23 protein-coding genes are annotated in these 24,930 nt (G+C 70.6%); 9 read left to right on the top strand and 14 right to left on the bottom strand.

The window, feature by feature from the left end; translation table 11 throughout:
- Nucleotides 1-51: 51 nt before the first annotated feature.
- The 6 genes from CW359_RS21755 to CW359_RS21730 all read right to left on the bottom strand — a co-directional run bounded on the left by CW359_RS21755 (nt 52) and on the right by CW359_RS21730 (nt 7,910).
- Entirely contained in the window at nt 52-774 is a 723-nt protein-coding gene (locus CW359_RS21755) for a hypothetical protein (RefSeq protein WP_198655325.1), read from the bottom strand.
- A gap of 253 nt (nt 775-1,027) precedes the next feature.
- Complete coding sequence (locus CW359_RS21750; protein WP_105971736.1) at nt 1,028-3,283, bottom strand: MFS transporter; 2,256 nt, start codon at nt 3,281-3,283, stop codon at nt 1,028-1,030.
- A gap of 59 nt (nt 3,284-3,342) precedes the next feature.
- The gene (locus tag CW359_RS21745; RefSeq protein ID WP_105971735.1) at nt 3,343-3,978 is read right to left on the bottom strand and encodes an SDR family NAD(P)-dependent oxidoreductase; all 636 of its coding nucleotides are present in this window, start codon (nt 3,976-3,978) and stop codon (nt 3,343-3,345) included.
- Nucleotides 3,979-4,049: 71 nt separating this feature from the next.
- Nucleotides 4,050-5,042, bottom strand: a complete 993-nt coding sequence (locus CW359_RS21740; RefSeq protein WP_232838512.1) for an SGNH/GDSL hydrolase family protein — start codon at nt 5,040-5,042, stop codon at nt 4,050-4,052.
- A gap of 298 nt (nt 5,043-5,340) precedes the next feature.
- The gene (locus CW359_RS21735; RefSeq protein ID WP_105971734.1) at nt 5,341-7,581 is read right to left on the bottom strand and encodes an MMPL family transporter; all 2,241 of its coding nucleotides are present in this window, start codon (nt 7,579-7,581) and stop codon (nt 5,341-5,343) included.
- Nucleotides 7,582-7,691: 110 nt separating this feature from the next.
- Complete coding sequence (locus CW359_RS21730) at nt 7,692-7,910, bottom strand: hypothetical protein (protein ID WP_105971733.1); 219 nt, start codon at nt 7,908-7,910, stop codon at nt 7,692-7,694.
- A 232-nt stretch (nt 7,911-8,142) separates the two neighbouring features.
- Between CW359_RS21730 and CW359_RS21725 the strand changes: the two genes are divergently transcribed.
- Both CW359_RS21725 and CW359_RS21720 read left to right on the top strand, forming a co-directional pair.
- On the top strand, nt 8,143-8,694 hold the full coding sequence (locus CW359_RS21725) for a SigE family RNA polymerase sigma factor (protein ID WP_105971732.1): 552 nt from the start codon (nt 8,143-8,145) through the stop codon (nt 8,692-8,694).
- On the top strand, nt 8,691-10,043 hold the full coding sequence (locus CW359_RS21720) for an outer membrane protein assembly factor BamB family protein (protein ID WP_105971731.1): 1,353 nt from the start codon (nt 8,691-8,693) through the stop codon (nt 10,041-10,043). Before CW359_RS21725 ends, CW359_RS21720 begins: the two co-directional genes overlap by 4 nt.
- A gap of 80 nt (nt 10,044-10,123) precedes the next feature.
- Here the strand turns inward: CW359_RS21720 and CW359_RS21715 are convergent, their stop codons facing one another.
- Together CW359_RS21715 and CW359_RS21710 are read right to left on the bottom strand one after the other, a co-directional pair.
- A complete protein-coding gene (locus CW359_RS21715; RefSeq protein WP_105971730.1) occupies nt 10,124-10,312 on the bottom strand; it encodes a hypothetical protein in 189 nt (62 codons plus the stop codon).
- A gap of 25 nt (nt 10,313-10,337) precedes the next feature.
- Nucleotides 10,338-10,760 carry a hypothetical protein gene (locus tag CW359_RS21710; RefSeq protein WP_105971729.1) on the bottom strand — a complete coding sequence of 141 codons (423 nt, stop codon included), beginning with the start codon at nt 10,758-10,760 and terminating at the stop codon, nt 10,338-10,340.
- Nucleotides 10,761-10,929: 169 nt separating this feature from the next.
- Here CW359_RS21710 and CW359_RS21705 point away from each other — a divergent pair, with 169 nt between their 5' ends.
- From CW359_RS21705 to CW359_RS21695, 3 genes are read left to right on the top strand one after another with little or no spacing between them, the layout of a single operon-like run.
- Nucleotides 10,930-12,078 carry an ABC transporter ATP-binding protein gene (locus CW359_RS21705; RefSeq protein ID WP_105971728.1) on the top strand — a complete coding sequence of 383 codons (1,149 nt, stop codon included), beginning with the start codon at nt 10,930-10,932 and terminating at the stop codon, nt 12,076-12,078.
- Nucleotides 12,075-12,755, top strand: coding sequence for an ABC transporter permease (locus CW359_RS21700; protein WP_105971727.1), 681 nt, complete (start codon nt 12,075-12,077; stop codon nt 12,753-12,755). Before CW359_RS21705 ends, CW359_RS21700 begins: the two co-directional genes overlap by 4 nt.
- The gene (locus CW359_RS21695; RefSeq protein ID WP_105971726.1) at nt 12,752-13,417 is read left to right on the top strand and encodes an ABC transporter permease; all 666 of its coding nucleotides are present in this window, start codon (nt 12,752-12,754) and stop codon (nt 13,415-13,417) included. The genes CW359_RS21700 and CW359_RS21695 overlap by 4 nt, the downstream gene beginning before the upstream one ends.
- A 79-nt stretch (nt 13,418-13,496) precedes the next feature.
- On the opposite strand, the gene CW359_RS21690 is transcribed toward CW359_RS21695, so the two are convergent.
- From CW359_RS21690 to CW359_RS21675, 4 genes are all read right to left on the bottom strand, one after another.
- Nucleotides 13,497-14,099, bottom strand: coding sequence for a GTP-binding protein (locus tag CW359_RS21690; protein WP_105971725.1), 603 nt, complete (start codon nt 14,097-14,099; stop codon nt 13,497-13,499).
- Nucleotides 14,086-14,529 carry a DUF742 domain-containing protein gene (locus CW359_RS21685; protein ID WP_105971724.1) on the bottom strand — a complete coding sequence of 148 codons (444 nt, stop codon included), beginning with the start codon at nt 14,527-14,529 and terminating at the stop codon, nt 14,086-14,088. Before CW359_RS21685 ends, CW359_RS21690 begins: the two co-directional genes overlap by 14 nt.
- Nucleotides 14,530-14,618: 89 nt before the next feature.
- On the bottom strand, nt 14,619-15,095 hold the full coding sequence (locus CW359_RS21680; protein WP_105971723.1) for a roadblock/LC7 domain-containing protein: 477 nt from the start codon (nt 15,093-15,095) through the stop codon (nt 14,619-14,621).
- On the bottom strand, nt 15,092-18,028 hold the full coding sequence (locus CW359_RS21675) for an ATP-binding protein (protein ID WP_105971722.1): 2,937 nt from the start codon (nt 18,026-18,028) through the stop codon (nt 15,092-15,094). Before CW359_RS21675 ends, CW359_RS21680 begins: the two co-directional genes overlap by 4 nt.
- Nucleotides 18,029-18,246: 218 nt before the next feature.
- Here CW359_RS21675 and CW359_RS21670 point away from each other — a divergent pair, with 218 nt between their 5' ends.
- Nucleotides 18,247-19,206 carry an ABC transporter substrate-binding protein gene (locus tag CW359_RS21670; RefSeq protein WP_105971721.1) on the top strand — a complete coding sequence of 320 codons (960 nt, stop codon included), beginning with the start codon at nt 18,247-18,249 and terminating at the stop codon, nt 19,204-19,206.
- A 46-nt stretch (nt 19,207-19,252) separates the two neighbouring features.
- On the opposite strand, the gene CW359_RS21665 is transcribed toward CW359_RS21670, so the two are convergent.
- Nucleotides 19,253-19,666, bottom strand: a complete 414-nt coding sequence (locus tag CW359_RS21665) for an SsgA family sporulation/cell division regulator (RefSeq protein ID WP_105971720.1) — start codon at nt 19,664-19,666, stop codon at nt 19,253-19,255.
- A gap of 158 nt (nt 19,667-19,824) precedes the next feature.
- Here CW359_RS21665 and CW359_RS21660 point away from each other — a divergent pair, with 158 nt between their 5' ends.
- From CW359_RS21660 to CW359_RS21650, 3 genes are all read left to right on the top strand, one after another.
- Complete coding sequence (locus CW359_RS21660; protein ID WP_105971719.1) at nt 19,825-21,426, top strand: sigma-70 family RNA polymerase sigma factor; 1,602 nt, start codon at nt 19,825-19,827, stop codon at nt 21,424-21,426.
- A 195-nt stretch (nt 21,427-21,621) separates the two neighbouring features.
- Nucleotides 21,622-23,343 carry a lysyl oxidase family protein gene (locus tag CW359_RS21655; RefSeq protein WP_105971718.1) on the top strand — a complete coding sequence of 574 codons (1,722 nt, stop codon included), beginning with the start codon at nt 21,622-21,624 and terminating at the stop codon, nt 23,341-23,343.
- A gap of 158 nt (nt 23,344-23,501) precedes the next feature.
- A complete protein-coding gene (locus CW359_RS21650) occupies nt 23,502-23,708 on the top strand; it encodes a hypothetical protein (RefSeq protein ID WP_105971717.1) in 207 nt (68 codons plus the stop codon).
- A 96-nt stretch (nt 23,709-23,804) separates the two neighbouring features.
- Here CW359_RS21650 and CW359_RS21645 read toward each other — a convergent pair whose 3' ends face one another.
- On the bottom strand, nt 23,805-24,692 hold the full coding sequence (locus CW359_RS21645) for a calcium-binding protein (protein ID WP_105971716.1): 888 nt from the start codon (nt 24,690-24,692) through the stop codon (nt 23,805-23,807).
- Nucleotides 24,693-24,930: the final 238 nt, after the last annotated feature.

Here is a 24,930-nt window from a genome sequence, read left to right as displayed (position 1 = left end):
GGTGGGGTGGGATGTGGTGCTGGTTGTGTTCTGTTCTGTGTTGCGGGGGCGTCAGCCGGTCGGGTCCGCGGCGGCTCCCGCCGCCGGCAGCGCGGGCAGCTCGGCCGGGGGCAGGTCCACCGGCAGCGGTGGCAGTTCGAGGGGCGGGAGTTCGACCGGGGGCAGTTCCACCGGGAGGGGCGGCAGGCTGCCCAGGAGGCCGCCGAGGAGGCCGGTCAGGGTGTCGAGGAGGCCGCTGACCAGGCCCGTCACCGTACCGACCAGGCCGGTGACCGAGTCGAGGAGGCCGCTGAGGGTCGCCGTCAGCTGGTCAAGGAGGTCCGAGATCGGGTCGGCCAGGGCGGCTGCGCGGACGGCGGCTGCCCTGTTCGTCGTGGCGGTCCGGTCCGCCAGGCGCTCCTTGAGCGAGGCCTTGGCCGTCTCGACCGCCTTCGCGAAACCGGCCGCCTGGGGCGCGGTCAGGCGGCCGGTGCGGGTCTGCTCGGTGAGGTCGGTGAGGACGTTCAGCACCGGGGTGAGTACGTCGGTGCGGTCGGCGCGCTCCAGGGCGCCGAGGCGCTGCAGCATCCGGTCCGCGTAGGCGGAGGGCTTGGTGGAGGTGAAGGGCTTGGCGGGCGTGGGGGACCACGACGTGCTGGCGCCGAGTGAGGTGTAGGCGTCCCGGCTCGCGTCGGAGACGGCGACAGCCGTGCCGACCGGGCCGAATATCAGCGCGGCACAGACGACCGACGACGGGAGGAGAAGTCCGCGGGAACGGGAAACGAGGGCGCGCATGCGCAGTCCTTTCGAGAGCTGCTCTCTTTGGGCCCACGGTGGGAAGCGCGACGACAGGGCGCAACCGGTCGGATACGGACGGGTACGTTCGGTGGTCGTCCTCCTGGTCTCCTTCGCTCGGCTGACCTGCGGCTTTGGTCCGTGTGCCGCCGCGCCGGGCGGGACCGTGCCGTTCGGCTGTCAGGGGGGCAGGAGAGGACTGGGGGGTGCGCCTCCGTGGGGTGGATGGCGGAGGCGCACCCCTGGGCGGGGGTCAGCCGGTCTCCCTCTGTTCGGCCTGGTGGGCCAGTTCGACGTCGTGGTCGTCGACGCCGGCGCCGGAGACCGTCACCGGGCTTGCCTTCGGCGGATAGCCCGTCGCGATCACCGTGTAGTCGCCGGTGTCCAGGTCGGCGAAGGCGTACGCGCCGTCCAGGCCCGTGGTCGTCGTCGCGACGACGTTTCCGGCGGCGTCCATCAGCGTGACGCTCGCGTCCGTCAGGGGGTGCCCTGCCCCTCGTACCGTCCCCCGGACGTTCGCGCCGGGCCGCAGCTCGACCTCGACGCGGGTGTTGCCGGTGCCGCCGATCTCGACGGGCAGGGCGAGCGGGCGGTGCTTGGCGGAGTTGACCGCGAGGGTCACCGGGCCGGGGGCCAGGTCGCCGATCGTGAACTCGCCCAGGGTGTCGGTCTGTCCGCCGGCCAGTACGTCGCCCCGGACGTCGGTCACGATCACCACCGCCCCGGAGACCGGCGTACCGCTGTCGGCGGAGCGGACCACGCCGGTCAGGCCGCTGGTGCCGCTCAGCAGGATGTCGTACGAGATCGGCCGGTCGGCGACGGTGACCGTGGCCGCCTGGGGCTGGTGGCCGTCGGCGGAGGCGATCAGGACGTACGGGCCCGGGGTGGGCGCCTGGAGGGTGTAGGCGCCCTCGGTGCCGGTGGCCGTGCGGCTCAGCTGGTGGCCTTCGGGGGAGATGAGGGTGACGGCGGCGCCGGGCACCGGTGTGCTCTCGGTGCCGCGGACGCGGCCGTGGACCGGGATGCCTGTGGTGGGTGGGGTGTCGAGGGTGTCGGGGGCGGGTGCCTCGGGGGGTGTCGTTCCGTCCGCGGTCCTGCCGCGGCCCGGGATGAAGGTGGCGATGGCGAAGGCGACCAGGGCGGCGCCCGCGCCGATGGCCAGGACGGTCTTGAAGCCGTTCTCCGACGGGAGTGGCGTGCCGCCGAAGTCCGTCGTCATCTGGGCCAGTACGACACCGGCGACCGCGCTCGCCGACGACGTGCCGATGGACCGCATCAGGGTGTTGAGGCTGTTGGCGGCGCCCGTCTCGGACGCGGGCACGGCGCCCATGATCAGGGCGGGCATCGCGCCGTAGGTGAAGCCGATGCCCGCGCCGATGACGCAGGAGACCACGATGAAGTGCCACAGCTCGGTCATCAGCACGATGTTCAGGACGTAGCCGGCGGCCACGATCAGGGCGCCGGTCATCAGCGTCACCTTGGGGCCCCTCGCCCTGGAGACGGCGGCGGAGACCGGGGCCGTGGCCATCATGACCAGGCCCGAGGGGGCCATGACCAGGCCGGCGGCGAGGAGGGACTGGCCGAGGCCGTAGCCGGTCGCCTCAGGCAACTGCAGGAGCTGCGGAAGGGCCAGCGACATCGCGAACATGGCGAAGCCGAGGGCGATCGAGGCGAGGTTGGTGAAAAGGACCTGGCGGCGGGCGGTGGTGCGCAGGTCGACCAGGGGCTGGGTGGTGCGGAGTTCGAAGTAGCCCCAGGCCAACAGGACGACGACGGCCGTGGCGAACAGGGCGAGAGTCGTGCCGCTGGCCCAGCCCCAGTCGGCGCCCTTGGAGATGGCCAGGAGGAGGGAGATCAGGCCGGTCGCCAGGCCCGCGGCGCCGATCAGGTCGAACCGGCCGCCGGTGCGGACCTTCGACTCCGGTACGAGGGTGACGACCAGGGCGAGGGCGATGGCGCCCATGACCGCCGAGCTCCAGAACAGGATGTGCCAGTCGTAGTTGTCGGCGATGAGCGCGGCGGTGGGGAGGCCCAGGGCGCCGCCGACCCCGAGCGAGGCACTCATCATCGCCGTCGCGGAGCCGAGCCGTTCGGCGGGCAGTTCGTCGCGCATGATGCTGATGCCGAGCGGGATGACACCGGAGGCCAGGCCCTGCAGCGCCCGTCCGACGATCATCGGGACCAGGGAGTCGCTGAGGGCGGCCGTGACGGACCCGGCGATCAGAAGGACGAGGCTGACCAGGAGCATCCGGCGTTTGCCGTACATGTCCCCGAGGCGGCCCATGATCGGTGTGGCGACGGCGCCGGCCAGGAGGGTCGCGGTGACCGCCCAGGCGGTGTCCGAGGACTCGGCGTTCAGGAGCTTCGGCAGCTCCGGGACGATCGGGATCACCAGCGTCTGCATCAGCGCGACGACGATGCCGCCGAAGGCCAGCACCGCGACGACGGCGTTGGGCCGCGCCGGTGCGTCCCTTCCCGTGTCGGCGGGGCGGGGGATTGCGTGGGACATGGGCCGGCCTCCGTGGGGGACGATCTACGACTCCCCATACAGTAAAACTCTTGCTTAAGTCAAGCAATACTACGCAGGTAGGAGATCGTGGACAGGACCGTGCCGTTGAGGTCGCGGGCGGCGGCCGAGGCGAGGTGGACGATCGCGGCGGCCTGGTCCTCGGGTGTGGTGTCGTCGGTGGCGGGTCCGGTGGCCGGTCCGGTGACGGGTCCGGTGATGATCGCGTTGGCGCGCAGGCCCTGGTCGCCGTACATGGCGGCCAGCTTCTCGACCAGGTCGGCGAGTCTGTGCCGGGACACGGCGTGGTTCTCGGCGGTGGCGAGGACGACCGAGCCGCCGCCGTCCGCGAGCAGGTGGGGCAGGGCGGCGAGGGTGAGGGGGTCCATGCCGCCGGCGTCGTGCACGAGGACGTCGATGCCGCCGAGGGCCTCCAGCGCGGTGTCGACGACCTGCTCGGCGACCTGCCGGTCACCGAGGTCGCCGACGATCGCGAGGGCCGTTCCGCCGCCGTACTCGATGGTCTTCACGACCTGGCGTACGGCGTCCCGGTCCGGGTCGGTGACCAGGACGAGGGCGCCCTCCTCGGCGAACTCCAGTGCCGTGGCGCGGCCGAGCGGGGAACCGGCGGCGGTGACGACGACCCGGCGGCCGTGGAGGTTGTCGCCGCCGGTGCTGTGGGTGTGGTTGTCGGTCATCAGGGGGCTCCGTGGGCTTGCTGGGCTTGCTGGGCTTACTTGGCTTACCGGGCTTGCTGGGTTTGCTGGCCTTACTTGGGGGTGTCGATGGCGTCGAGTACGGCGTTCGCCATGCCGCGTTCGCCCCGGGCGTTGGGGTGGACCGGGGCCGCCGGGGCGAGCGGGATCATCGGTTCGATCCAGCGGGTCGTGCGGTCCGAGCAGGCGTCGTGGCCGACGGAGGGCTTGTAGGTGTCGACGTACACCGCGCCGGCCGCCGACGCGCGTTCGCGCAGGGTGGAGTTGAGGGACTGCGCCTCCTTGTGGAGGAAGGGCACGTCGGCGGGGGCGAGGCCCATGTCGCGACCGCAGTCGCCCGCCGTCGGGGGCAGGATCGCCGGGTAGCCGACGACGTACACCTCGGCCTGCGGGGCCCGGCGGCGCACCTCGGTCAGCGCGGTGGCCAGGCGGCTGCCCGCCTTGTCGATCCTGAGTTGTATCTCGTCCGTAGCACCTGAGTTGTACTCCTCGCGGCAGGGTGCCGTGACGCCGGTGTACTTGCCGCTGCCCGTCGCGTAGTAGAGGACGCCCGCCTTCACGCACTGCTTGATCAGCGAGCTGAAGCCGATGTCGTTGCCGCCGATGCCGAGGGTGACCAGGCTGGTCCGGGTGGAAAGGGCGGAGAGCTGGGCGCGGTTGACGCCGTCCTCGGTGGACTGGGGGGTGGTGAGGTCGGCGATGGTGGCGCCGTCGCAGCTCATGTCGTGGAAGTCGGCGCCGGAGAGGTGCAGGCGCTCGGCCACCAGGGAGGGGTAGTTGTGGTCGGAACGGTCGCAGCCCGCGGGGGCGGAGTCGGACCGGGAGGGGATGTTCGGGCCGGAGGTGTAGGAGTCGCCGAGGGCGACGTACTGGCCGTTCGCCGGTGAAGTGGCGGTAGGTGTGGGGGAGTTGGTCGCCGGGGCCTTCTGGTGGGTGGCCGCCACCGGGGTGTTGTCGTTGTCGTCGTCGTTGCCGAGGGCCATCGCGGCGAGGAACACGCCGCCTGCTGCCAGCGTGGCGATGCCTGCCATCGTGGGGGTCTTCATCGGGGTGTCGTCCTGCTTCCGTCTCAGTGGTCGGGCCGTTGCGGTGCTGTCTTCGCCGGCGGGCCGTGGACTGCGGCTGCGGGCCGATGAGCGGTGACACAGGCGGTGTTGTGCCTTTTGGCGTGGGGTCTCGGTCGTGCGGGTTCTGGGTTGTGCGGGGTTCTGGGGCGTCCTCGGGGCCGGCGGCGGACGGGGGGAGTTGTCCGCCGCCGGCCCCGGGACGTGTGCGCCGTTCCCCGTCCCCACGGGTCCGGCGCTGGGGCCGCCGCTGGCTACTGCGGCGGCCCCGGTACGGGGGTCAGTCGCGGTCGGGTACGAGGACCGGGGTCGGACCCGGGGGCGGCGGGACCGGCGTGGGTGCCGTCGCCGTCGCCGGCTGCGTGGCCCGGTGGGTGAGGGCCTCGCCCTCCACGTCGACCTTGGGGAGGATCCGGTCGAGCCAGCGGGGCATCCACCAGGCGGCCTTGCCGAGCAGGGCCAGTACGGCGGGGACCAGGGCCATCCGGACGATGAAGGCGTCGAAGAGGACCGCGATGGCGAGCCCGAAGCCGATCATCTTGATCATCGACTCGCCGGCTCCGATGAAGCCGGAGAAGACGGCCATCATGATCAGCGCGGCGGCGACGACGACCCGGGCGCTGTACCGGAACCCGGTCTCGATCGCCTGCTTGGGCTCGTCCCCGTGGACGTACGCCTCCCGCATCCGGGCGACCAGGAACACCTCGTAGTCCATGGCCAGTCCGAAGACGATGCCCACCAGGAAGATCGGCATCATGCTCATGATCGGGCCGGTCGTCTCGACGCCGAGGAGCGAGGCGCCCCAGCCCCACTGGAAGACCGCGATGACGGAACCGAGCGCGGCCATGACCGAGAGGAGGAAGCCGAGGGCCGCCTTCAGCGGGACCAGGATCGAGCGGAAGACCAGGAGCAGGAGCAGGATCGCCAGGCCCACGACCACGATCAGGTAAGGGATCAGGGCGGACTGGGTCTTCTCGGCGACGTCGATGTTGAGGGCGGTGGTGCCGGTGACCTCGAACTCGGCGCCGGTGGCGCCTTCCGTGGCCGGGCGTTCGGACCTGATCGTCTTGACGAGGTCCTGGGTCTTCTTGTCGGTGGGCGAGGTGGCCGGGACGGCGGTGAAGATCGCCGTGTCACCGGCGCTGTTGAAGCGGGCTGGGGAGACGGAGACCACGCCGTCGGTGGCGGCGATCTTCTTCTCGATCGTGGCGACGGCGGCCTTGGGGTCGCTGGCGCCCTTGGCGTCCACGACCATCATCAGGGGGCCGTTGAAGCCGGGGCCGAAGCCGTCGGCGAGGGCGTCGTAGGCACGGCGTTCGGTGGTGGAGGTGGGCTTGGCCTCGTCGCCGGGCATGCCCAGCTGGAGGTCCATCACGGGTATCGCGAGGGTGCCGAGACCGGCGACGGCGGCGAGGAGTACGGGGACCGGGCGGCGCAGGACGAAGCGGGCCCAGCGGCTGCCGCCGTTGTTGCGGGTGTCCTCCTTGGCGTGGCCGCGCTTGCGGGTCCTGCGGGACAGGACGGCGTTCGGCCAGAAGCCGAGTACCGCCGGGACGAGGGTGAGGGCGATCAGGACTCCGACGACGACCGCGCCGGCCGCCGCGAGGCCCATCTTCGTCAGCATCGGGATACCGACGACCGAGAGTCCGGCGAGGGCGATGACGACGGTGAGACCGGCGAAGACGACCGCCGAACCGGCGGTGCCGGTGGCGAGGGCGGCGGCTTCCTGGGGTGCGTGCCCCTTGCCGCGCTCCTCGCGGTAGCGGGAGACGATGAACAGGGCGTAGTCGATACCGCAGGCCAGGCCCAGCATGGTGGCGAGGGTGCCGGTGGTCTCCGACAGACCGAAGGTGCTGGCCACGGCCATGATCCCGGCCATGCTGATGCCGACGCCGAGGATGGCGGTGAGGAGCGGGAGTCCGGCGGCGGCCATCGAGCCGAAGGTGATGAGCAGGACCAGGGCGGCTATCGCGATACCGATCGCCTCGGCCGCGCCGCCCGCCGAGGGCTGGGTCGCGAGGGCGTCCCCGCCGACCTCGACGGTCATCCCGGCGGCCCTCGCCGTGTCGATGGCGTGCTCCAGGGCGGACTTGCTGGCGTCGGTGAGGTCGTCCGCCTTCGCCTTGAAGGTGACGGTGGCGTACGCGGTGGTCGCGTCCTTGCTCACGGCCTGCGCCTGGAACGGGCTTACGGCGGAGGCGACTTGGGCGCCCTTGCCGGCGTCCGTCACCAGCTTCTGGATCACCGCGCGGTTCTCGGCGGCGGTGACCTTCTCACCGGTCGGGGCGATGAAGACGATCCGGGCGCTGGCCCCGTCGGCGGCGGCCCCCGGGAAGCGCTGCTCCATGAGGTCGAACGCCTTCTGGGATTCGATCCCCGGCATGCTGTTCTGGTCGTCGGGGGCGGCGGGCGCCGACGCGGCACCGAAGCCGACGGCGGCCAGTACGGCCACCCAGAGGAGGAGGAAGGACCACCGTCGGCGGAAGGCCAGACGGCCGAGTCTGTGGAGGAAGGTAGCCACGGGCAGGGGTCTCCAAGATCTGCGGTACGGGCAGAGGGGAAGTCTTGTTTTTCCGGAGGGGGCCTATTCCAGAAGGGGCCTCTTGCGGAAGGGGCCTCTTGCGGAAGCGGTCAGATCTGCTGGCGGTGCGCCCCTCGTCCCTGCTGTCCCTGGCGCTGCCCGCGGCTCTTGAAGAGGCTGACGCCCGCTCCGAGCGAGACGACCCCCATGCCGACCCCGGTCATGACGCCCTGCGAACCGTCCACGACGAACGGCGCGACGGCCGCGACGGCGAGGTTGAAGAGGAACAGGAACCAGAGGACGGGCTTGGAGGCGAGCAGGGACTTCATGGGATTTCCTTCCGGGTGCGACCCGTGAAGGGCCAGGTGGGAGAGGTGTGGGGAGCTGTTTGCTTCCGAGGTCAACGATCCCGGGAACGGCTCTCCGTCACGAGGGAGTGCTCTCCCGAACCGGGGGTGTAGCCCGCTACACCTCTCTCGGCCCTTCTCGACCTTTCTCGGCCGCTGATGGATAGCCAGGGGCGGCCCAGCACGTCGTGAACCATCGAGAAGGGGAGGGTCGATGAAGGCCTCGAATCACGACGGGTTCCGGGAGTTCGTGGCGATGCGCTCCACCGCGCTGCTGCGGCTCGCGGTGCTGCTCACCGGAGGGGACCGGCATGCCGCCGAGGATCTGCTGCAGATCGCGCTGATGAAGGCCTACGGCCGCTGGGCGCACATCGAGCAGCACGAGGCCTACGTCCGCCAGGTCATGTACCGCCAGCAGGTGAACCGTTGGCGGCTGCGCAGGCACAGTGCCGAGACGACGGTGCCGGTACTGCCCGAGTCCGGCACGGACGCCGACGCCGGGGCGGACACCGAGCTGCGGATCGCGCTGTGGGCAGCGCTCGGTCGGCTGTCGAAGAGGCAGCGGGCAGTGGTCGTACTGCGCTATTTCGAGGATCTGCCGGAGGGCGAGGTCGCGGCGCTGCTGGGGTGCCCGGTCGGCACGGTGCGCAGTACGGCGCATCGGGCGCTCGCCAAACTCAGGGCGCTCGTACCGGAGTTGGGGCCCGAAGGGCTCGCCGAAGAGGGCCGGCCGCTCAGCTACACGCCGAAGGGGATCCAGGGATGACGACGGAACAGGTCGAGGAGAAGGTCCGGGAGACGCTGCACGCGGTCGCCCTGGACCGGGTGCTGGCGCCCGGGGACCTGGTGGAGAAGGTACTGCGGCGGCGCGCCCGGCGCCGTTTCTCGCAGGCCGCGGGGGTGTCGGTCGCCGTCGCGGCGATCACCGCGGGGGCGGTGCTGGGCTTCGGTGGCGGCGGTGCGGCCGAGCGGCACCGGACCGTGCCGCCCGCGGTGTCGCCGGCGGGCTGGCAGCCGTGGGAGAGCGGGGACGCGGGGGCCAGTGAGCGGGGCTGTCTGGTGGACGGTGCCGCGCTGTACTGCAGCGGGACCACGTACGACGCCGCGAAGATCGACGCCAACACCGGTGAGCGGCTGTGGACGGTCAAGGTCAATCGCGAGGGCGACGGGCTCGACCACCCGTTCGCCGTGCGCGACGGGGTCGTCTACACCTACCGCAATCACACCGCGCAGAAGCAGCCGAACGGCGACTACCGCGGCGGTACGGATCTGATGGCGGTGGACGCCGACAGCGGCGACGTGCTGTGGGCGGTCGAGATGCCGCAGGACGACCGCACCGACCAGGCCGCCATGCTCATCGACGGCGCGGTGCTGGCGAACACCCCGTCGGTGCGCACGATGTCGGCTCTCGACCCGCTGACCGGCAAGGAGAAGTGGCGCCACACCTGGAACAAGGGCACCGCCTGCCAACGGGCGGTGCTGAGCGGTGTGCCCTATCTCGTGTGCACCCGGGACACCGAGGAGGCGGGCGACACCGACGTCTTCCGGCTCGATCCCGCCACCGGATCCGCCAGGAAGGTCGTGACCGTCCCCGGCAAGCAGGGGCTGGTCGGGACCTCGGAGGGCCGGCTGGTCCTGATCGAGGCGAAGGATCTGGGCTCCGAGGACAAGCGGCTGATCACTGTGACCGCCTCCGGGCGGCAGACCTCGCACACCTATCGGGTCGAAGGGGGGATGCTGGCCGCGTCGGAGATCATCGGCGACCGGCTGATCTCCGTGACCGACGAGGGCAAGGCTTCGGCCTATTCGCTGACCAGCGGCAAGGTCCTGTGGACCCGCCCGTCGGGCGTCGAGCCGTCCGAGGAGAACCAGATGCAGTCCGTCGCGGCTCCCGTGGTGTCTCCGGGGCAGGGCGTCGTGTACTTCTTCAGCCCGACCGGAGACCTGTCCGGACTCGATCTGCGCACGGGCGACGAGGTGTGGAGCAGCCACATCGAGGTCGACGATCCGGGGCCCAGCTACGGCGACTCGGCCCAACTCCTGCTCTACGAGGACGTCCTGATCGTCCGGACGGGCGGGAGGATGGAGTCCTTGCTGCCACGGATCGCTGGCTGATTCGGCGGGCGTGGGGCCGGCCGGGGCGAGCGCCAGGACCGGCACGGTACAGCAGGGCAGGGCCTCGACTTCCTCGTGCCTCAACGCTTCAGGGCCCGGTACCGCTTGAGCAGGGCGGTGATCCGGTCCTGGTCGGCCGCTCCGTTCAGCTCGGTGAGCAGGTCGTCGGGGCACAGTTCGTACAGGTCGCCCCACCAGCGGCGCCCCCGGTTGTCCCAGACCCGGTAACCCCCGGGCACACCCCGGGCGACGTAACGCCTCCGGCTCACGGTCCTTCCTCCCTCCCCTCGCACTTCACAACTGCCCGCGCCACCAGGGCTCGTCGGGATGGTTCACCCGGAGGATCCTGGCCCGGTCCAGGATGATCCGGTCCAACTCCCTTACCAGTGCACGCAGTTCACGGGCGCTCTTCCTCGGCAGTGCGTGCAGTACCGCTTCGAGGTGGTCGCGGAAATAGCCCGGGCAGCAGCCGCATTCGGGGATGCCGCAGGAATCCGCCGGGAACGGCTCGGCGAAACGGCGTGCCGGGCCGTGGGCGAGGAGCCTCCACTGGGCGAAGGCTCCCGCTGTCGACTCGTACCAGTGGCGGGTCAGTTCGAGTCTGCGGATGTCGGCGGTGCAGGCGCCGGAGAGCCGGTCGATGGAGGTGCGCCGGTCGCGGTTTCGCCCCCTCGCGGATGCCTCGCCCCGCAGGGCGGACGGGCGCCTACGCGGCACTGGCCTTTCGGCTGTCGGTCATGGGAGGGAAGGTACCGGTCCGTGAAGGGGGTGCGCAGGGAATTACGTACACGTGAGCGGTTTAGACTCTCCCGGCAACGGCCTGAACCCGACCGTTCCACCGGTCGAGAGCGGGCGGAAAAGCCAGACCCGAAGGGTATTCGGCGTTTTGATACGGATAGATTCAGTCACCAAGCGATACCCGGACGGCACCGTGGCCGTCGACCGCCTCTCCCTCGACATCCCGGACGGTTCGATCACCGTCCTCGTCGGGCCCTCCGGCTGCGGCAAGACGACCACCCTGCGGATGATCAACAGGATGGTCGAGCCCAGCGAGGGCACGATCCTCATCGACGGTGTCGACAGCCGTCAGCAGCCCGTCAACACCCTGCGCCGGTCCATGGGTTACGTCATCCAGAACGCCGGACTCTTCCAGCACCGTACGGTCGTCGACAACATCGCGACCGTGCCCCGGATGCTCGGCTGGAGCAAGGACAAGTCCCGCGCCCGGGCCCGGGAGTTGATGGAACGGGTGGGGCTCGACGCCTCGTTCGCCAAGCGGTACCCCTACCAGCTCTCCGGCGGCCAGCAGCAGCGCGTCGGTGTCGCCCGCGCCCTCGCCGCCGATCCTCCGGTGCTGCTGATGGACGAGCCCTTCTCCGCCGTCGACCCTGTCGTGCGCAAGGGGCTGCAGGACGAACTCCTGCGCATCCAGGAGGAGTTGGGCAAGACCATCGTCTTCGTCACCCATGACATCGACGAGGCCGTCAAGCTCGGCACGATGGTCGCCGTACTGCGCACCGGCGGTCGGCTCGCCCAGTTCGCGCCGCCCGCCGAGCTGTTGTCCGACCCCGCCGACGAGTTCGTCGAGGACTTCCTCGGCGCCGACCGGGGCATCCGGCGGCTGTCGTTCTTCTCCTCGGCGGGACTTGAGCTGCTCACCGCCCCGATCGTCGCGATCGACGCCACCGCCGAGCAGCTCGCCGCCCGGGGCGCGACCGAGGCGCCCTACCTCCTCGTCACCGGTCTCGACGGGCGTCCGCTCGGCTGGAGCGAGCCCGGCGGGCTGACCGCCGGACAGATCGACGCCGGTCAACTGCTGCCGTACGGAAGGCCGTTCACCGCCGGGCAGGACTCGCTGCGCGCCGCCCTCGACTGTGCCGTCCTGTCGCCCACCGGCTGGGCGGTCGCCGTGGACGCGGAGGGCCGGGCCGCCGGGGTCGTCTCCCAGGCGGCCATCGGCGAGGCGATCAGGGGTGCACACGCGCATGCCCATGCGGCGGGCCCCGAGGCCGCCCAGAAGGCCACCACCCGGTGAACCGCTTCTTCGACATACCCAGCGACCTCCAGCACAGCTGGCTCGGTCTCATCGGGCTGCATCTGCGCGAGGCCCTGCTGCCGGTCCTCGGCGGGCTGCTGCTGGCGCTGCCGCTCGCCCAACTGTGCGTGCGGCTGCGCTGGTTGTACCCGCCCGTGCTGTGGGTGACGACCGTGCTCTACGCCATCCCCTCCCTCGCCTTCTTCGTCGTCCTCATCGACTACACGGGACAGACCGAACTGACGGTGATGATCCCGCTCACCGTCTACAGCCTGGTCGTGCTCGTCCCGGCGATCGTCGACGGCGTCCGCTCGGTGCCGCAGGAGACCCTCGCCGCCGCGACCGCCATGGGCTTCGGACCCGTACGCCGTTACGTCCAGGTCCAGTTGCCCATCGCGGTGCCCGCGATCATCGCGGGACTGCGGGTGGCCACCGTGTCCAGCATCAGCCTCGTCAGCGTCGGCATGCTCATCGGCAACCAGGGCGCGCTCGGCAACCTGCTGCACGACGCGCAGATCTACAACCGGCCCGAACTCGCCTGGAACTCCGTGCTCACCACGGCGGCGCTCGCCGTCCTGGTGGACGCCCTGCTGGTCGGCGTACGGGTCCTGCTCACCCCTTGGATGCCGAGCGGATCGGGCGCGACCCGCACCCGGAAGGAGGCCACGGCCCGGTGAACGTACTCCACTTCGTCACCTCCTTCTTCACCGACGGCGCCCACTGGTCGGGCTACGACGGCATCCCCACCCGGCTGTTGGAGCACCTCACGTACTCCCTGGAGGCGCTCGGCCTCGCCGCCCTGATCGGGCTGCCCGTCGGCCTGGTCACCGGGCACTACGGCAAGGGCGGCAACGCCCTCACCCTGCTCGCCACGGCCGCACGCGCGCTGCCCACCTTCGGCCTGCTGGTGCTCATCGTCATGGTGGCCGGCTTCGGCATGCTGCCCGTGATGATCCCGCTGGTCGTCCTCGCCGTACCGCCGATCCTCGTCACCACCTACGAGGCGATGCGCTCGGTGGAACCCTCCCCCGTGGACGCCGCCCGGGGCATGGGCATGCGCGAGTCCGACATCCTGCTCCGGGTCGAACTCCCCGTCGCGCTCCCGCTGATCCTCGGCGGGCTGCGCTCGGCGGCCATCCAGATCATCTCGACGGCCACCATCGCCGCGTACGTCAGCCTGGGCGGCCTGGGCCGCTACATCGTCGACGGCCTCTACCAGCACAACTACGAGAAGGTGGTCGGCGGCGCCACCCTGGTAGCGGCCCTGGCACTGGCGACCCTGGCGGTCTTCTGGGCAGCGGCCAGAGCAGCCGTATCACCGGGAGTACGGCAAACCTAAGGGGCGCGGGGAACTGCGCGACAAGCCACAAAGGACCCGCAGTTCCCCACCACCTCAAGTACCCCTACCCGTCCTGTACTTACCCACCACTCCGGGCCAGCGCCTGCTCAAGAACGACCAGAAGAGCATCCCGCACCGAGCCGCGCTCCCTCGCGTCGAACACCAGCAACGGCACCCCCTCCGACACGTCGAGCGCCCACCGCACCTCGTCCAGCGTGTGCGCGGTGCGCCCGTCGAACGCGTTCACGGCGACGGCGAACGGGATCTGCTTGTGCTCGAAGTAGTCGACGGCGGCGTAACAGTCGTCCAGCCGACGGGTGTCCACGATGACCAGTCCGCCGATCGCGCCCTCGACGATGTCGTCCCACATGAATCCGAACCGTTCCTGTCCGGGCGTACCGAACAGATACAGCTTCAGTGTCGGGTCGATGGTGATGCAGCCGAAGTCCATCGCGACCGTGGTGGTCGTCTTGGTCGGGGTGTGGCTGAGGTCGTCCACGCCCGCCGCGACCTCGGTGATGGCCGCCTCGGTGGTCAGCGGCTCGATCTCGGAGATCGAGCCGACCGCGGTGGTCTTGCCCACGCCGAAGCCACCCGCGATCACCAGTTTCACCGGCAACGGCGGCCGTACGGCGGCCTGTTGTGCTGCCGAGGCGCGGGCCAGCGGTTCAGTCGGTGTCACGGAGTACCCTCCGGGAGTCGGGGATGGCCCGGAGGCCGTCGATAACCCTGCGCAGAACGGACGCGTCGTGAGTGACGCCGGAGTCGGGCACGTGCACCGACAGCTGCCCAGCCGTCCGGAGGTCCTCGGCGAGGACCCGCACCACGTTCAGATGCAGCCGCAGCCTGGCCGCGATCTCCGCGATGGACTGCGGGATGCGGCAGGCGGCGACGATGTCGTGCTGTTCGAAGGAGAGCCGGTGGAGCGCGGCGAGCCCGCCGGTGGTGGCCACCAGCTGGGTCTCCACGGGCATCGTCCGGCCGGACGACGCCTCGCCCGCGCCGCCCGCGACCCGGCCGGCGGTGACCAGGAAGGGCCGGACGGCGGGCGCGGGACCGACGGGGCCGACGTCGTCCTCCCCGGCCCCGTGCGGTGTGCGGCCGTCCGCCATCGGTGTTCGCTCTCTCTACGGTCTCTCAACTGCTGCTCTACAGCTGGTTCTGCAACTGGCTCTACAGCTGTTTCTACGGTGGCGCGTGCTCAGCGGGTGTGCGCGGCGCCGACGCTGTTCTTCAGCTCCAGGACCAGCTGGGGGCTGAGGGCGGAGCCCGCGCGGTTGGCGAACACCGTCATCTCGTAGGCGATGTTGCCGAGCTTGGCCTCCTTGCCGGTGACGACGCCGAGCACGGCGCCGCTGCCGATCGCGGAGACCAGGACATGGCCGCCCTCCAGGTCGATGATGACCTTGTTGAGGCCGCCCAGACCGTAGTTGCCGGAGGCGCCCGCGGCGAGGCTGGTGATGCCCGAGACGATCGCGGCCAGACGTTCGGAGTCGGCGTGGTCGCGCAGCGCCGAGACGGCGATCAGCAGACCGTCGGAGGACACCGCGATGGCGTCCACGACTCCCGCCGTCTCGGTGGCGAATCGGTTCAGCAGCCAGGTGAAGTCGGCTGCGGCGGCCCGCAGATCGGTCGGCCTTGCGTCTCCGGCGGGAGTCTCACCTGTCGACGTGCTCACTGCTCGGCTCCTTCCGGAAGGTGCTTCTGGGGGTGCGGGGTGTCTCCGACGGTGATCGGGTCGGACGGCGCTGTCCGGTCGGGCGGAACGTCGGGACGGAGGTTGTCCGGGCGAGGGTACTGGCCGGTGTCGCGGTTCGCACGGGCGACCGCCGCCTCGAACTCCTCCAGGGAGTTCCGTACGGCGTCAGCGTCGGCGGGCGGTACGGCCGCCTGCCGCGCGGCCTGCTGTGCGGCGACCTCGGCGGTGCTCCGCAGGGTCGCCCCACGAACCCGCCGCCGCAGCGGCCGGGACCCGTCGGGCCCGACGGCGAACGGATCGGCTACGGGCCTGTCCTCCGCCCGGCTGCGAAGCGTCGGCCGGGCGGCGCGGGGGGCCGGAATACCGGCGCTGGACCCCGCCGGAGGACCGGAACCCGCCACGTCGGCCGGGTGCCCGAGGGCGTCGGCCGACGCCGGGTGCCCGAGGGGCACGGAGTCGGCCGTAGCGGCGAAGTGACCGTTGGAACCGGCGTCGGTGGAGTCGGCGAGGGGGCCGGTGCTGGCCGAGCGCCCCGCGCGGACCGCATGGCCGGGGGCAGCGGCGTCGGCCGGGTGGTTGAGGGGCGCGGAGTCGGCCGTACCGGCGAAGTGACCGTTGGAACCGGCGCCGGACGCATGGCCGTTGGCACCGGTGTCGGCGCTGTCGGAGGCGGAGGCCGTCGGTACCGGCGTAGTCGCGTCGTGGTCCGCAGCCGCAGCCGCAGCCGCAGCTGCAGCCGGAATCGGTGTCGGCGGCAACTGTGCTGCCCCCGGCTCCTGTTCGCCCTGTTCCAGTTCCGTCGGGTGGTCGTCGCGGCGGGGGACCCGGCGTGGGAGGGATGTCGTGTCGTCCTCCTTCGTCGCCCAGGACGGGACCGTGGACGACGGGGACGGGCCCACCGCGGGGGTCGACGGGGCGGCGAGGGTGGTGGCCCTGGCCGGTTCGGTCGTCGTCGGCAGGAGCAGGGTCGACGGGATCATGACCTCTGCGGTCACGCCGCCGCCCGGTGTGCGGGACAGGGTGACCTCGACGTCCCAGCGGCGGGCCAGCGCGCCGACCACGAACAGGCCGAGCACCTTCGTCGGGACGACGTCGAGGCGTTCGCGGCGCACCAGGCGGGAGTTCTCCTCGGCGAGGCGCTCCGCGCTCATGCCCAGGCCGTGGTCCGAGACGGTGATCGTCGCGTTGTCGTGGTCGGAGCCGACGACCACCTCGACGGGGCTGTCCTCGGGCGAGAACGACACCGCGTTCTCCAGGAGTTCGGCGATCATCAGCGTCAGGTCGCCGATGATGTCGGGCTCCACCATGGCCTCGGTCGCGGCCCGCAGCCGTACCCGCCTGAACCCCTCGATCTGGCCCAGCGCGGCACGTACGACGTTGGTGAGCGCGGTCGGCCCGGAGTCCAGCAGCGTCTCGCGGATGCCGGCCAGCAGCATCAGGCTGTCGGCGTTGCGGCGCAGCCGGACCGCGATGTGGTCGATGGAGTAGAGGCGTTCGAGGAGGGCCGGGTCGGTCTCGCCGCGCTCCACCGCGTCTATCAGGGCGAGTTGGCGGGTGGTGAGGTTGCTGACGCGGCGGCCCACGTTGCCGAACATCTCGGCGACGTTGCGGCGGCTGAGCACCTGGCGTTCCAGCAGGGCCGCCGCCGTGGTCTGAACGTCGTTGAAGGCCCCGGCCAGTTCACCGATCTCGTCGTCCGCGGTGACCGGCAGCTGCCGCAGTCGCGGGGAGCCGGACTCCTCGGCGTCGTCGTCGGCGACGCGGGCCAGTTCGCGGCCCGCCACGTCGGCGACCTCCCGCGCGGCTCCCGTCAGCGCCATCACCGGGCGGACCACGGAGCGGCGGATCAGGATGGAGAAGGCGATCCACAGGGCGAAGCCGAGCAGTGCCAGGCCCAGCAGCAGGGCCGCGCGCAGCTTCGCGCCGGTGGCGGCGTCGTGGGCCCGGTCGGCGATCTGGTCGATGAGCGAGACGGAGATCTGCAGCCGGGCCTCGGCCTGTGCGCGGTAGGTGGAGTAGGAGAGGATCGACGCCCGCAGCGCCACCTTGATCTCGTCCCTGGACTCGACCTGCAACGCGCTGGGGTCCACGGCCAGTTCGGCGTACTGCCGGCTGATCTCGGCCTGCCAGGAGTTGTGCTCGATGCCGCCGAACTCGTCGGTCTGCGCGTCGTCGGCGAACCGGGCGAACCGCTCGGCCTGGTAGGTGAACAGCTGGTAGGAGCCGACCGCTCCGGTGAACTCGATGAGCGCGTTGCTGTCGCGGGTGCCCGCCGAGAACACGCCGGTCTCGTAGGCGCCGTGGGCGGCGTCGGCGCGCAGCAGCGAGTCGAGGAGGTTGCCGGTGAAGGTGGTCGCGAGGTCGGTGTCCCGGTCCAGGTTCAGGCCGTCGATCAGCCCGTCGGCCGCGCCCGAGTAGGCGGGGTCGATGTTGCTGGCGGGCAGATAGCCCTGCTCGATGGTGGACCGCAGGCCCGCCAGGGCCTGGACGTCCTTGAGCGCCTGCGCCTCGGTGTCGGGCAGTCGGTCGCCGAAGGTGTCGACGACCTTGCGCACCTGGGCGTCCACGGTGGACTGCGCCTGCCGGTAGACCGCGGTGGAGGGGGTGCCGGCGTCGGACTCCGCTTCGTAGCGCACCGAGAGCAGCACCGCCTGCTGGTGTTCGGCCTGCAAGTAGGCGACCAGCTGGGCTACTTGGGCGCTGTCCCGCACCAACTGGGCGGAATCCTCGGCCCGGTTGGACTCCTGCACCAGGGCGACGATCAGATACGCGAGCAGCATCGCGATCACCGTCAGCGGGATACCGACCAGTACGTTCAGCTTCCGCCGGAAGGGCCATCGGTCGGCGAAACCACGCAGGCGCCGGCGCACCGGCGCCGAACGGGCTGACGCGTCCACTTCTTTCGTGGACACCCCGCCTCCTTCAAGAAGGTGCTGCACGCACGTGTCCGAATATGAACGTCAACTCGGGCGAGACTATCCCGTATTCGAACGCGCCCGCGCGTTGCCCTAAGTCAAGAATCCATTACGAAGCGGCATCCTGGCGCCCCGGGCAAGTGATCATCTATCGACGTCAATCGGTAACCCGGCTTCACTTGACTGATCGACAAGTGGCTGGATTGGATCGGGCTGTGACTAACAACGCCCATAGCGGCAGGCCCCTCAGGAACCACCCAGGTGCGGCGGCTGTCGCCCTCGCGGCGGCGACGGTCCTGCTGACGGGATGCTCCTCCTCGTCCGCCGACACCTCCGACCCGCTCGCAGACGGCAAGGCGGCCGGTGACACCGTCGTCGTCGGCTCCAACAACTTCGCCGAGAGCATCCTGCTCGCCGACATCTACGGCGAGGCCCTGAAGGCCAAGGGCATCAAGGTGTCCTACAAGCCCAACATAGGCAGCCGCGAGACCACTTACGGCCTGCTCAAGAACGGTTCCATCACCGTCCTGCCGGAGTACAACGGCTCGCTGCTCGCCTACCTGGACGCGAAGGCCGCGCAGACCTCCCTCGCGAACGTGAACGCGGCGGCGAAGGCCAAGCTCGACTCCAAGCTCACGCTCCTGGAGTCGTCGCCGGCCGAGGACAAGGACTCCGTCACGGTCAACGCGGCGACCGCGAAGAAGTACGGCCTCACCGCGGCCTCCACGCTCGCCGACCTCAAGGACATCGCGCCGGAGCTGGTGCTGGGCGGCTCGCCCGAGTTCCAGACCCGCCAGCAGGGCATGCCCGGTCTGGCGGCGGCGTACGGGCTGAAGTTCAAGTCCTTCAAGGCCCTCGACGCGGGCGGCCCGCTGACCCAGGCGGCGCTGAAGACGAACACCGTGCAGGCGGCGGACATCTTCACCACGGACCCGACCATCACCAAGGAGGGGTTCATCGTCCTCCAGGACCCGAAGAACCTCTTCGGGTTCGCGAACGTGACCCCGCTCGTCTACAAGAGCGGCCTCACACAGGAGGGCATCGACGCGCTCAACGCCGTCTCCGCCAAGCTCGACACGAAGGCCCTGCTCGACCTGGACTCCCAGGTCCAGCTGGACAGCAAGGACCCCCTCGACGTCGCCAAGGCCTGGCTCAAGTCGGCGGGCCTGGACTGACGTCGACGTTCCGCGCATCGGGTGTCGGCCCGGCGGGACACGGGGTTCAGGCCGCGCCGAGCAGTAGTGCGAGCCCACGCTCGACCTGCGGCCCCAGGTCCTCCATGCCGGGCGCGACGATCCCGTACGAGCGGTTCAGGAACCGCTGCAGCTGCGCGGTACGGAACCGGACCACCGCCAGCCCGTGCGGCGAGTGGAGTTCCACCACCGTGCGGGTCGGACCGCACGGCCAGAGGTGCACCTCGCCTATCCCGGCCGGGTGTTCGAGACCCTCGCCCAGGAGCGCCCGGGAGAAGGTCCACGTCACCGACTCCCCGTCGACCGAGACGTCCTCGGGGAAGTCGATGTGGACGGCGAGCGGGTCGGTGGACTCGTAGCGCAGGGTCACGACGAGCGGGAGCTCCTGGTAACCGGGGGTGATCAGGCGGGCGCGGGCGGAGTGTTCCAGGGTTCTGTTCATGCCCCCTCGACCCTGGGAAGGGCGCGGGCATTACGCCAATGCCGGAGTCACTGCATGTGACGTGTGTCACTTCCTGTAATTACTTGAGATTTTTGTCATCTAGCCTTACAAACTCATCCCCACTACCCCATCTGCAGGTAACTGGAGCGTTCCTGCCCATGATTGACGACACGGCCACGGCCGCCGCCACCGACACCGCCGCCTACGCCCGTATCTACGAGGAGCAGCAACCGCGTCTCGTCGCATACGCACGTTCGCTCACGAAGAGCAGCTGGGCCGCGGAGGACCTGGTCGCCGAGGCGCACTTCCGGGTGTGGCGACGCCTGTCGGCGGGGCACGAGATCGACAACGTGCCCGCGTACCTGATGACGACGGTCCGGCACCTGGCGGCCACCGCGGGCAGCAACTCCGCGCGCGAGACCCCGCAGGACCCGCAGGACGGTCCGGAGCGCCTCGAACGGTCCGAACGGGTCGTCTCGCAGGGCCGGCACGTGGACGACCCCGCCGAACAGGTCTCCTCCGTAGACCTGTTGGTACGGGTGCTGAGCCAACTCCCCGACCGCTGGGTCAAGGCGCTGTGGCTCGCGGAGGCGGAGGGCCAGCCGCTGGCCGCGATCGGTCCGCAGATCGGCACCGGCACCAAGGAGGGCGCCACCGCAGTCCTGCTGCACCGCGCCCGCGAGGGCATGCGCCAGGCGTTCCTGCGCGAGCAGCCCGGCGTCCCCAACAGCACGGCCTGCGAGCCGTACTGGGTCCGCATGCCCGCGTACGTCCGCGGCACCGCGACCCGCCGCCAGTCCGACCAGCTCCTCGCCCACGCGGACACCTGCGACGACTGCCGCCACCGGCTCGCTTTGCTGATGCGTACGAACGACCGGCTGCCCGCGCTCGTCGGTCCGGCCCTGCTGGTGCTGGTCGTTGGCGGTACGGGCAAGGCGCTCCTGGCGTTCGCGGCGGGCAGCGCGGGCGCGTCGACCGCCGTCGCCACCGTGGCCGGTCATGGCGGTGGGGTGCTGCACGCGGTACGTCATGTCGTGACCGGCGGGGCGAAGATGCCGAAGGCGCTCGCGGTGAGCGCGGGGGCGGCTGCGGCGGCCGTCGTCGTCACCCTCGCGCTGACCTCGCCCCAGGTCCGGTTCGAGGAACCGTCCCGGATCCCGCTGGCGGACAAGCCGCTGACACCGACACCGGTGGCGGAGCTGCCGGGGACGGTGCCCGTGCCGTTGAGGGCGACTCCGGCGGCGGGCCCGGTGCGCGTTCCGGTGACCGCTTCGGTGGCTGTGCCGGAGGGGGTGCGGGTTTCTGTGGGCGGGGGCGGGGATGGGGGTGAGGGGTCGGTGGTCGCGGTGAGCCGCGGGAGCGGTACCACCAGTCCGACCGAGCCCACCACGCCGACTGAGCCCACCGCGCCGACCGAGCCCAGTGCGCCGGTCGAGCCGGTGCCGGATCCGCCGGTCGAGGAACCTCCGGTTGTCGATCCCCCGGTTGTCGAACCTCCGGTTGTCGAACCTCCGGTGGAGCCGACCACTCCGGACGATCCGGCGTATGTGCCGCCGGTGGAGGAACCCCCGGTGGAGGAGACGCCGGTTGTCGAGCCTCCGGTGGTGGAGCCGCCGGTGGAGGAGCCCCCGGTGATCGCGACGCCCGAGCCGCCGGTGGTCGAGACTCCCGTGACTCCGACTCCCGTGGATCCCGAGCCCGTTCCTGACCCCGAGCCAGTTCCCGATCCTGTTCCCGACCCCGGGCCCGGACCCTGCTGACGGAGTGGTGGGGCGCCGCTTTCGGCTGAACTTTTCCTCGTCGAGCAACCTGGACTGCGCTTCCTCTGTCTCACAGGTTGCTCACAGACACGGCTTGGGCGCGTGGGGTGCGTCCGTATGTTCGTCGGCCGGTCGTGGGCTGTGTCCAGTCCGATGCCACTTGACCATGGCACTGGCCAGACAGACGAGGAACCGATGACCACTCAGCAGGACAGCAGTACGAGTACCAGTACCAGTACAAGTACAAGTAAGCGGCTGAAGCACTCGGCGCTCGCGGCGGGGGCCGCGCTGGCCGTCGTCGTGTCGGTGGCCGGTGCCGCACCCGGGGCCGGCGCGGCGGCGAGCGCCGCACCCACCAAGCCGAAGCTCAGACTCGTCGCCGCGACGGACTCCGTGACGGCCGAGCGCTGGGAGGGGGAGGAGGGCGTCTACCTCGACCTCGGCACGTACGTCACGGTGGACGACGTACCGCTGGAGTTCAAGGTGACCCGGAAGTCGTACAAGGACCCGGTGGTCGCCGAGCAGATCGTCCGCAAGGGCGGCAAGGTGCAGGCGAAGCGGCTGCCCCCGGGCATGGTGAAGGACTTCGAGGGCCTGCCGGGCTTCCTTGAGGTGTCGTTCACGAACGCGGCGGGGGAGGAGGTCGCCAAGAGCAAGGGCACGTTCTGCCCGAACAACGCCTCCGGCCGCCTCCGCCCGGACGCCCCGGCGACCTCGCACTTCCCGGAGAGCTGCTCAAGCAACCCGTTCACGCTGGGCTCGGTGTGGGGTGTCGAGAAGGGCTGGGCGGCCAATGCCGGTTCGGTCGACTACCGCAATCCGGTGGATCTCCCGGCGGGCGAGTACACGGCGAAGGTGTCGGTCGGGAAGGCGTACCGCGATCTGTTCGGCATCCCTGACGACCGGCCGAGCATCAAGGTGACGGTCGTGCAGCAGAGCGAGGGCGGGGGTGAGGGCGGTGGCGGCGGAGGTGGCGTGGGCCGGTCCGCGCACTCCTCCGCTCATCACGGGGGAGGCCACGGGGGAGGCCATGGCGGCCACCACTACGGCCCGCGCGGCGCGGACGCGCCCACGGTCCCGGCCTTCCCCAACGCCCTGGTCCACCGGGGTACGGCGCACCACCTCGGCGACGGTCCGGGCCACACCGACGGTTCGCGCGTCGCGCCCGCGCTGAAGGCCGCCGCCAAGCGGCCCACGGGCAGGGCGGGCGTACCGGCCAACGTGCCGAAGCCGGACCTGCGTTCACTGCCCGCGTGGGACATCGCGATCACGGACGGCGAGGACGGGGACGTAGCCGGGAAGGACTACCTGGCGTTCAGCGCGAACGTGTGGAACGCGGGGCCCGCGCCCCTGGTGGTCGACGGCTTCCGCCAGCAGGGCAAGGGCCTGATGGACGCCTACCAGTACTTCTACGACGCGAACGGCAAGCAGGTCGGCTACACCCCGACCGGCACCATGGAGTGGGACCCGCGGATCGGCCACGAGCACTGGCACTTCACGGACTTCGCGAGCTACCGCCTGCTGAGCGCCGACCAGACGAAGGAGGTGCGCAGCGGCAAGGAGGCGTTCTGCCTGGCCAACACCGACGCGATCGACTACACGGTGAAGAACGCCAACTGGCACCCGTACAACACCGATCTGTCGACGGCGTGCGGCGAGAAGAACTCCCTCTCGGTACGTGAGGTGCTGGACGTCGGCTCCGGCGACACGTACACGCAGTACCGTCCGGGCCAGTCCTTCGACATCACGGGTCTGCCGAACGGCACGTACTACATCCAGGTCATCGCCAACCCGGAGAAGCGCCTCCAGGAGACCGATCTGAACAACAACGTCGCCCTGCGCAAGGTGATCCTCGGCGGCACGGAGGGCGCGCGGACGGTGACGGTGCCGCCGCACGACCTGATCGACGTCAAGTAACCCGTCCTTGGCGTGTGTTGCACCTCCGAGGGGGAGAACAGGCCCTCGGGGGTGCAGCCAGCTACACCCCCGATCGGGTGGGTCGCTCCATGGTTCGGTCGCTCGGGCAACGGCATTGTTGACCTCAACGAACCGAAGCCCCGCGAAAGGAACCAGGGATGCCTACCGAGACCGACCTCACCCCGCTGCTCACGGCCTGGGACCAGGCACACCCGGCCCCGACCGCCGTCACCGTCGTGGACATGAACGTGAACGTGAACGTGGACATGAGCGTGAGCATGGACGCGGACTGGCGACACCTCCTCGACGAGATGGCCCACCCGGACACCACCCAGGCCTTCCACCGCCTGGCGGCAGCGGCTTGATCCCGCACAGTTCCGCAGTGCTGCGGTGAACACCAGAGAGGCCCCGGAGTCGGAACTCCGGGGCCTCCGGCGATTGCCGACGACTACCGTCGACCGTCAGTCCTGGCGTACGACGTTCGTGCCGGTGCCGCCCGAGAGGACGTCCTTGCCGGGGCCGCCGTACAGCTTGTCGTTGCCGTTGTTGCCGTACATGTAGTCGACCCCGCTGTTGCCCCACAGCACGTCGTGGCCCGCGCCGCCGTACAGGTTGTCGCCGCCGGTCCCGCCGTAGATCGTGTCGTTGCCGTTGTTGCCGTACAGGAGCTGGTCCCCGGCGCCGCCCCGGATCACGTCGTTGCCCGTGCCGCCCTCCGCGATGTCGCCGGTGGTGTTGATGGTGTCGTTGCCGGCACCACCGCGCACGAACGACGCCGGGCCCGCGGTGATGGTGTCGTCGCCCGCCCCGCCGTCGACGCCGTTGGCGTCGACGCTGCCCCGGTCGGTCAGCCTGTCCTTGCCGGCGCCCAGGTCGATCGCGTTGCCGTAGTAGGCCTCGCCGGTGCTGTTGGTGAAGTCGAGCACGTCGTCGCCGTTGCCGAGGTCCATCGTGAGGATGTTGTACGGGCTCTGGCTGTCCACGGTGACGACCGTGCACAGGACCTTCGTACGGTCGGCGGAGTCGGGGTAGGCGCATCCGCGCCCGACGCTGATCGGGACGACGTCGTCGATCGCGAAGGTGACGTCCGTGTGGTCCGTGGCGTCGGGGTAGGCCTCGACGACGGTCAGTCTGTTGGTCTGGCCTGCGGCGGCCGTGTAGCTCAACTCGCGGTCGTTGAAGCTGACTTCGGCCTTGGCGGTCGGCGTCGCGGCACCGGCCGTACCGGCGAGCGCGAGCGGGACGGCGGCCAGCCCGGCGCCGAGGGCCAGGGCCATCGCGACCCGGGTCGTGGTCCTAGTCGTGGTCGTGATCGCGGTCGTCCGACGGCCGGTGGGGGATGAGGACATGCGCGGAACCTCCAGGTTCGGTGACGCCATGTCAGACGGCCGGACCGGCCCCCGGGTTGTGGCGGGACGCCCAAGCGGACGGCCAAGCGTTCGGGCAGCGACAGCCCGCCACTGTCCACTCATATGAACAACGATCAAGTACGTGACTATTGACGTGTCCAGGACTATCCCTCTAGCTTCCGGGAGAAAGCGCTTTCCAGTCCCGGTCCGGAAGCTGATCCATTCGGTCCACCCGTCC

The organism is Streptomyces geranii, assembly GCF_002954775.1.
GTDB lineage: Bacteria > Actinomycetota > Actinomycetes > Streptomycetales > Streptomycetaceae > Streptomyces > Streptomyces geranii.
The sequence above is the reverse complement of the archived record's forward strand: the minus strand, read 5'-3'. Positions and strand labels throughout refer to the sequence as shown.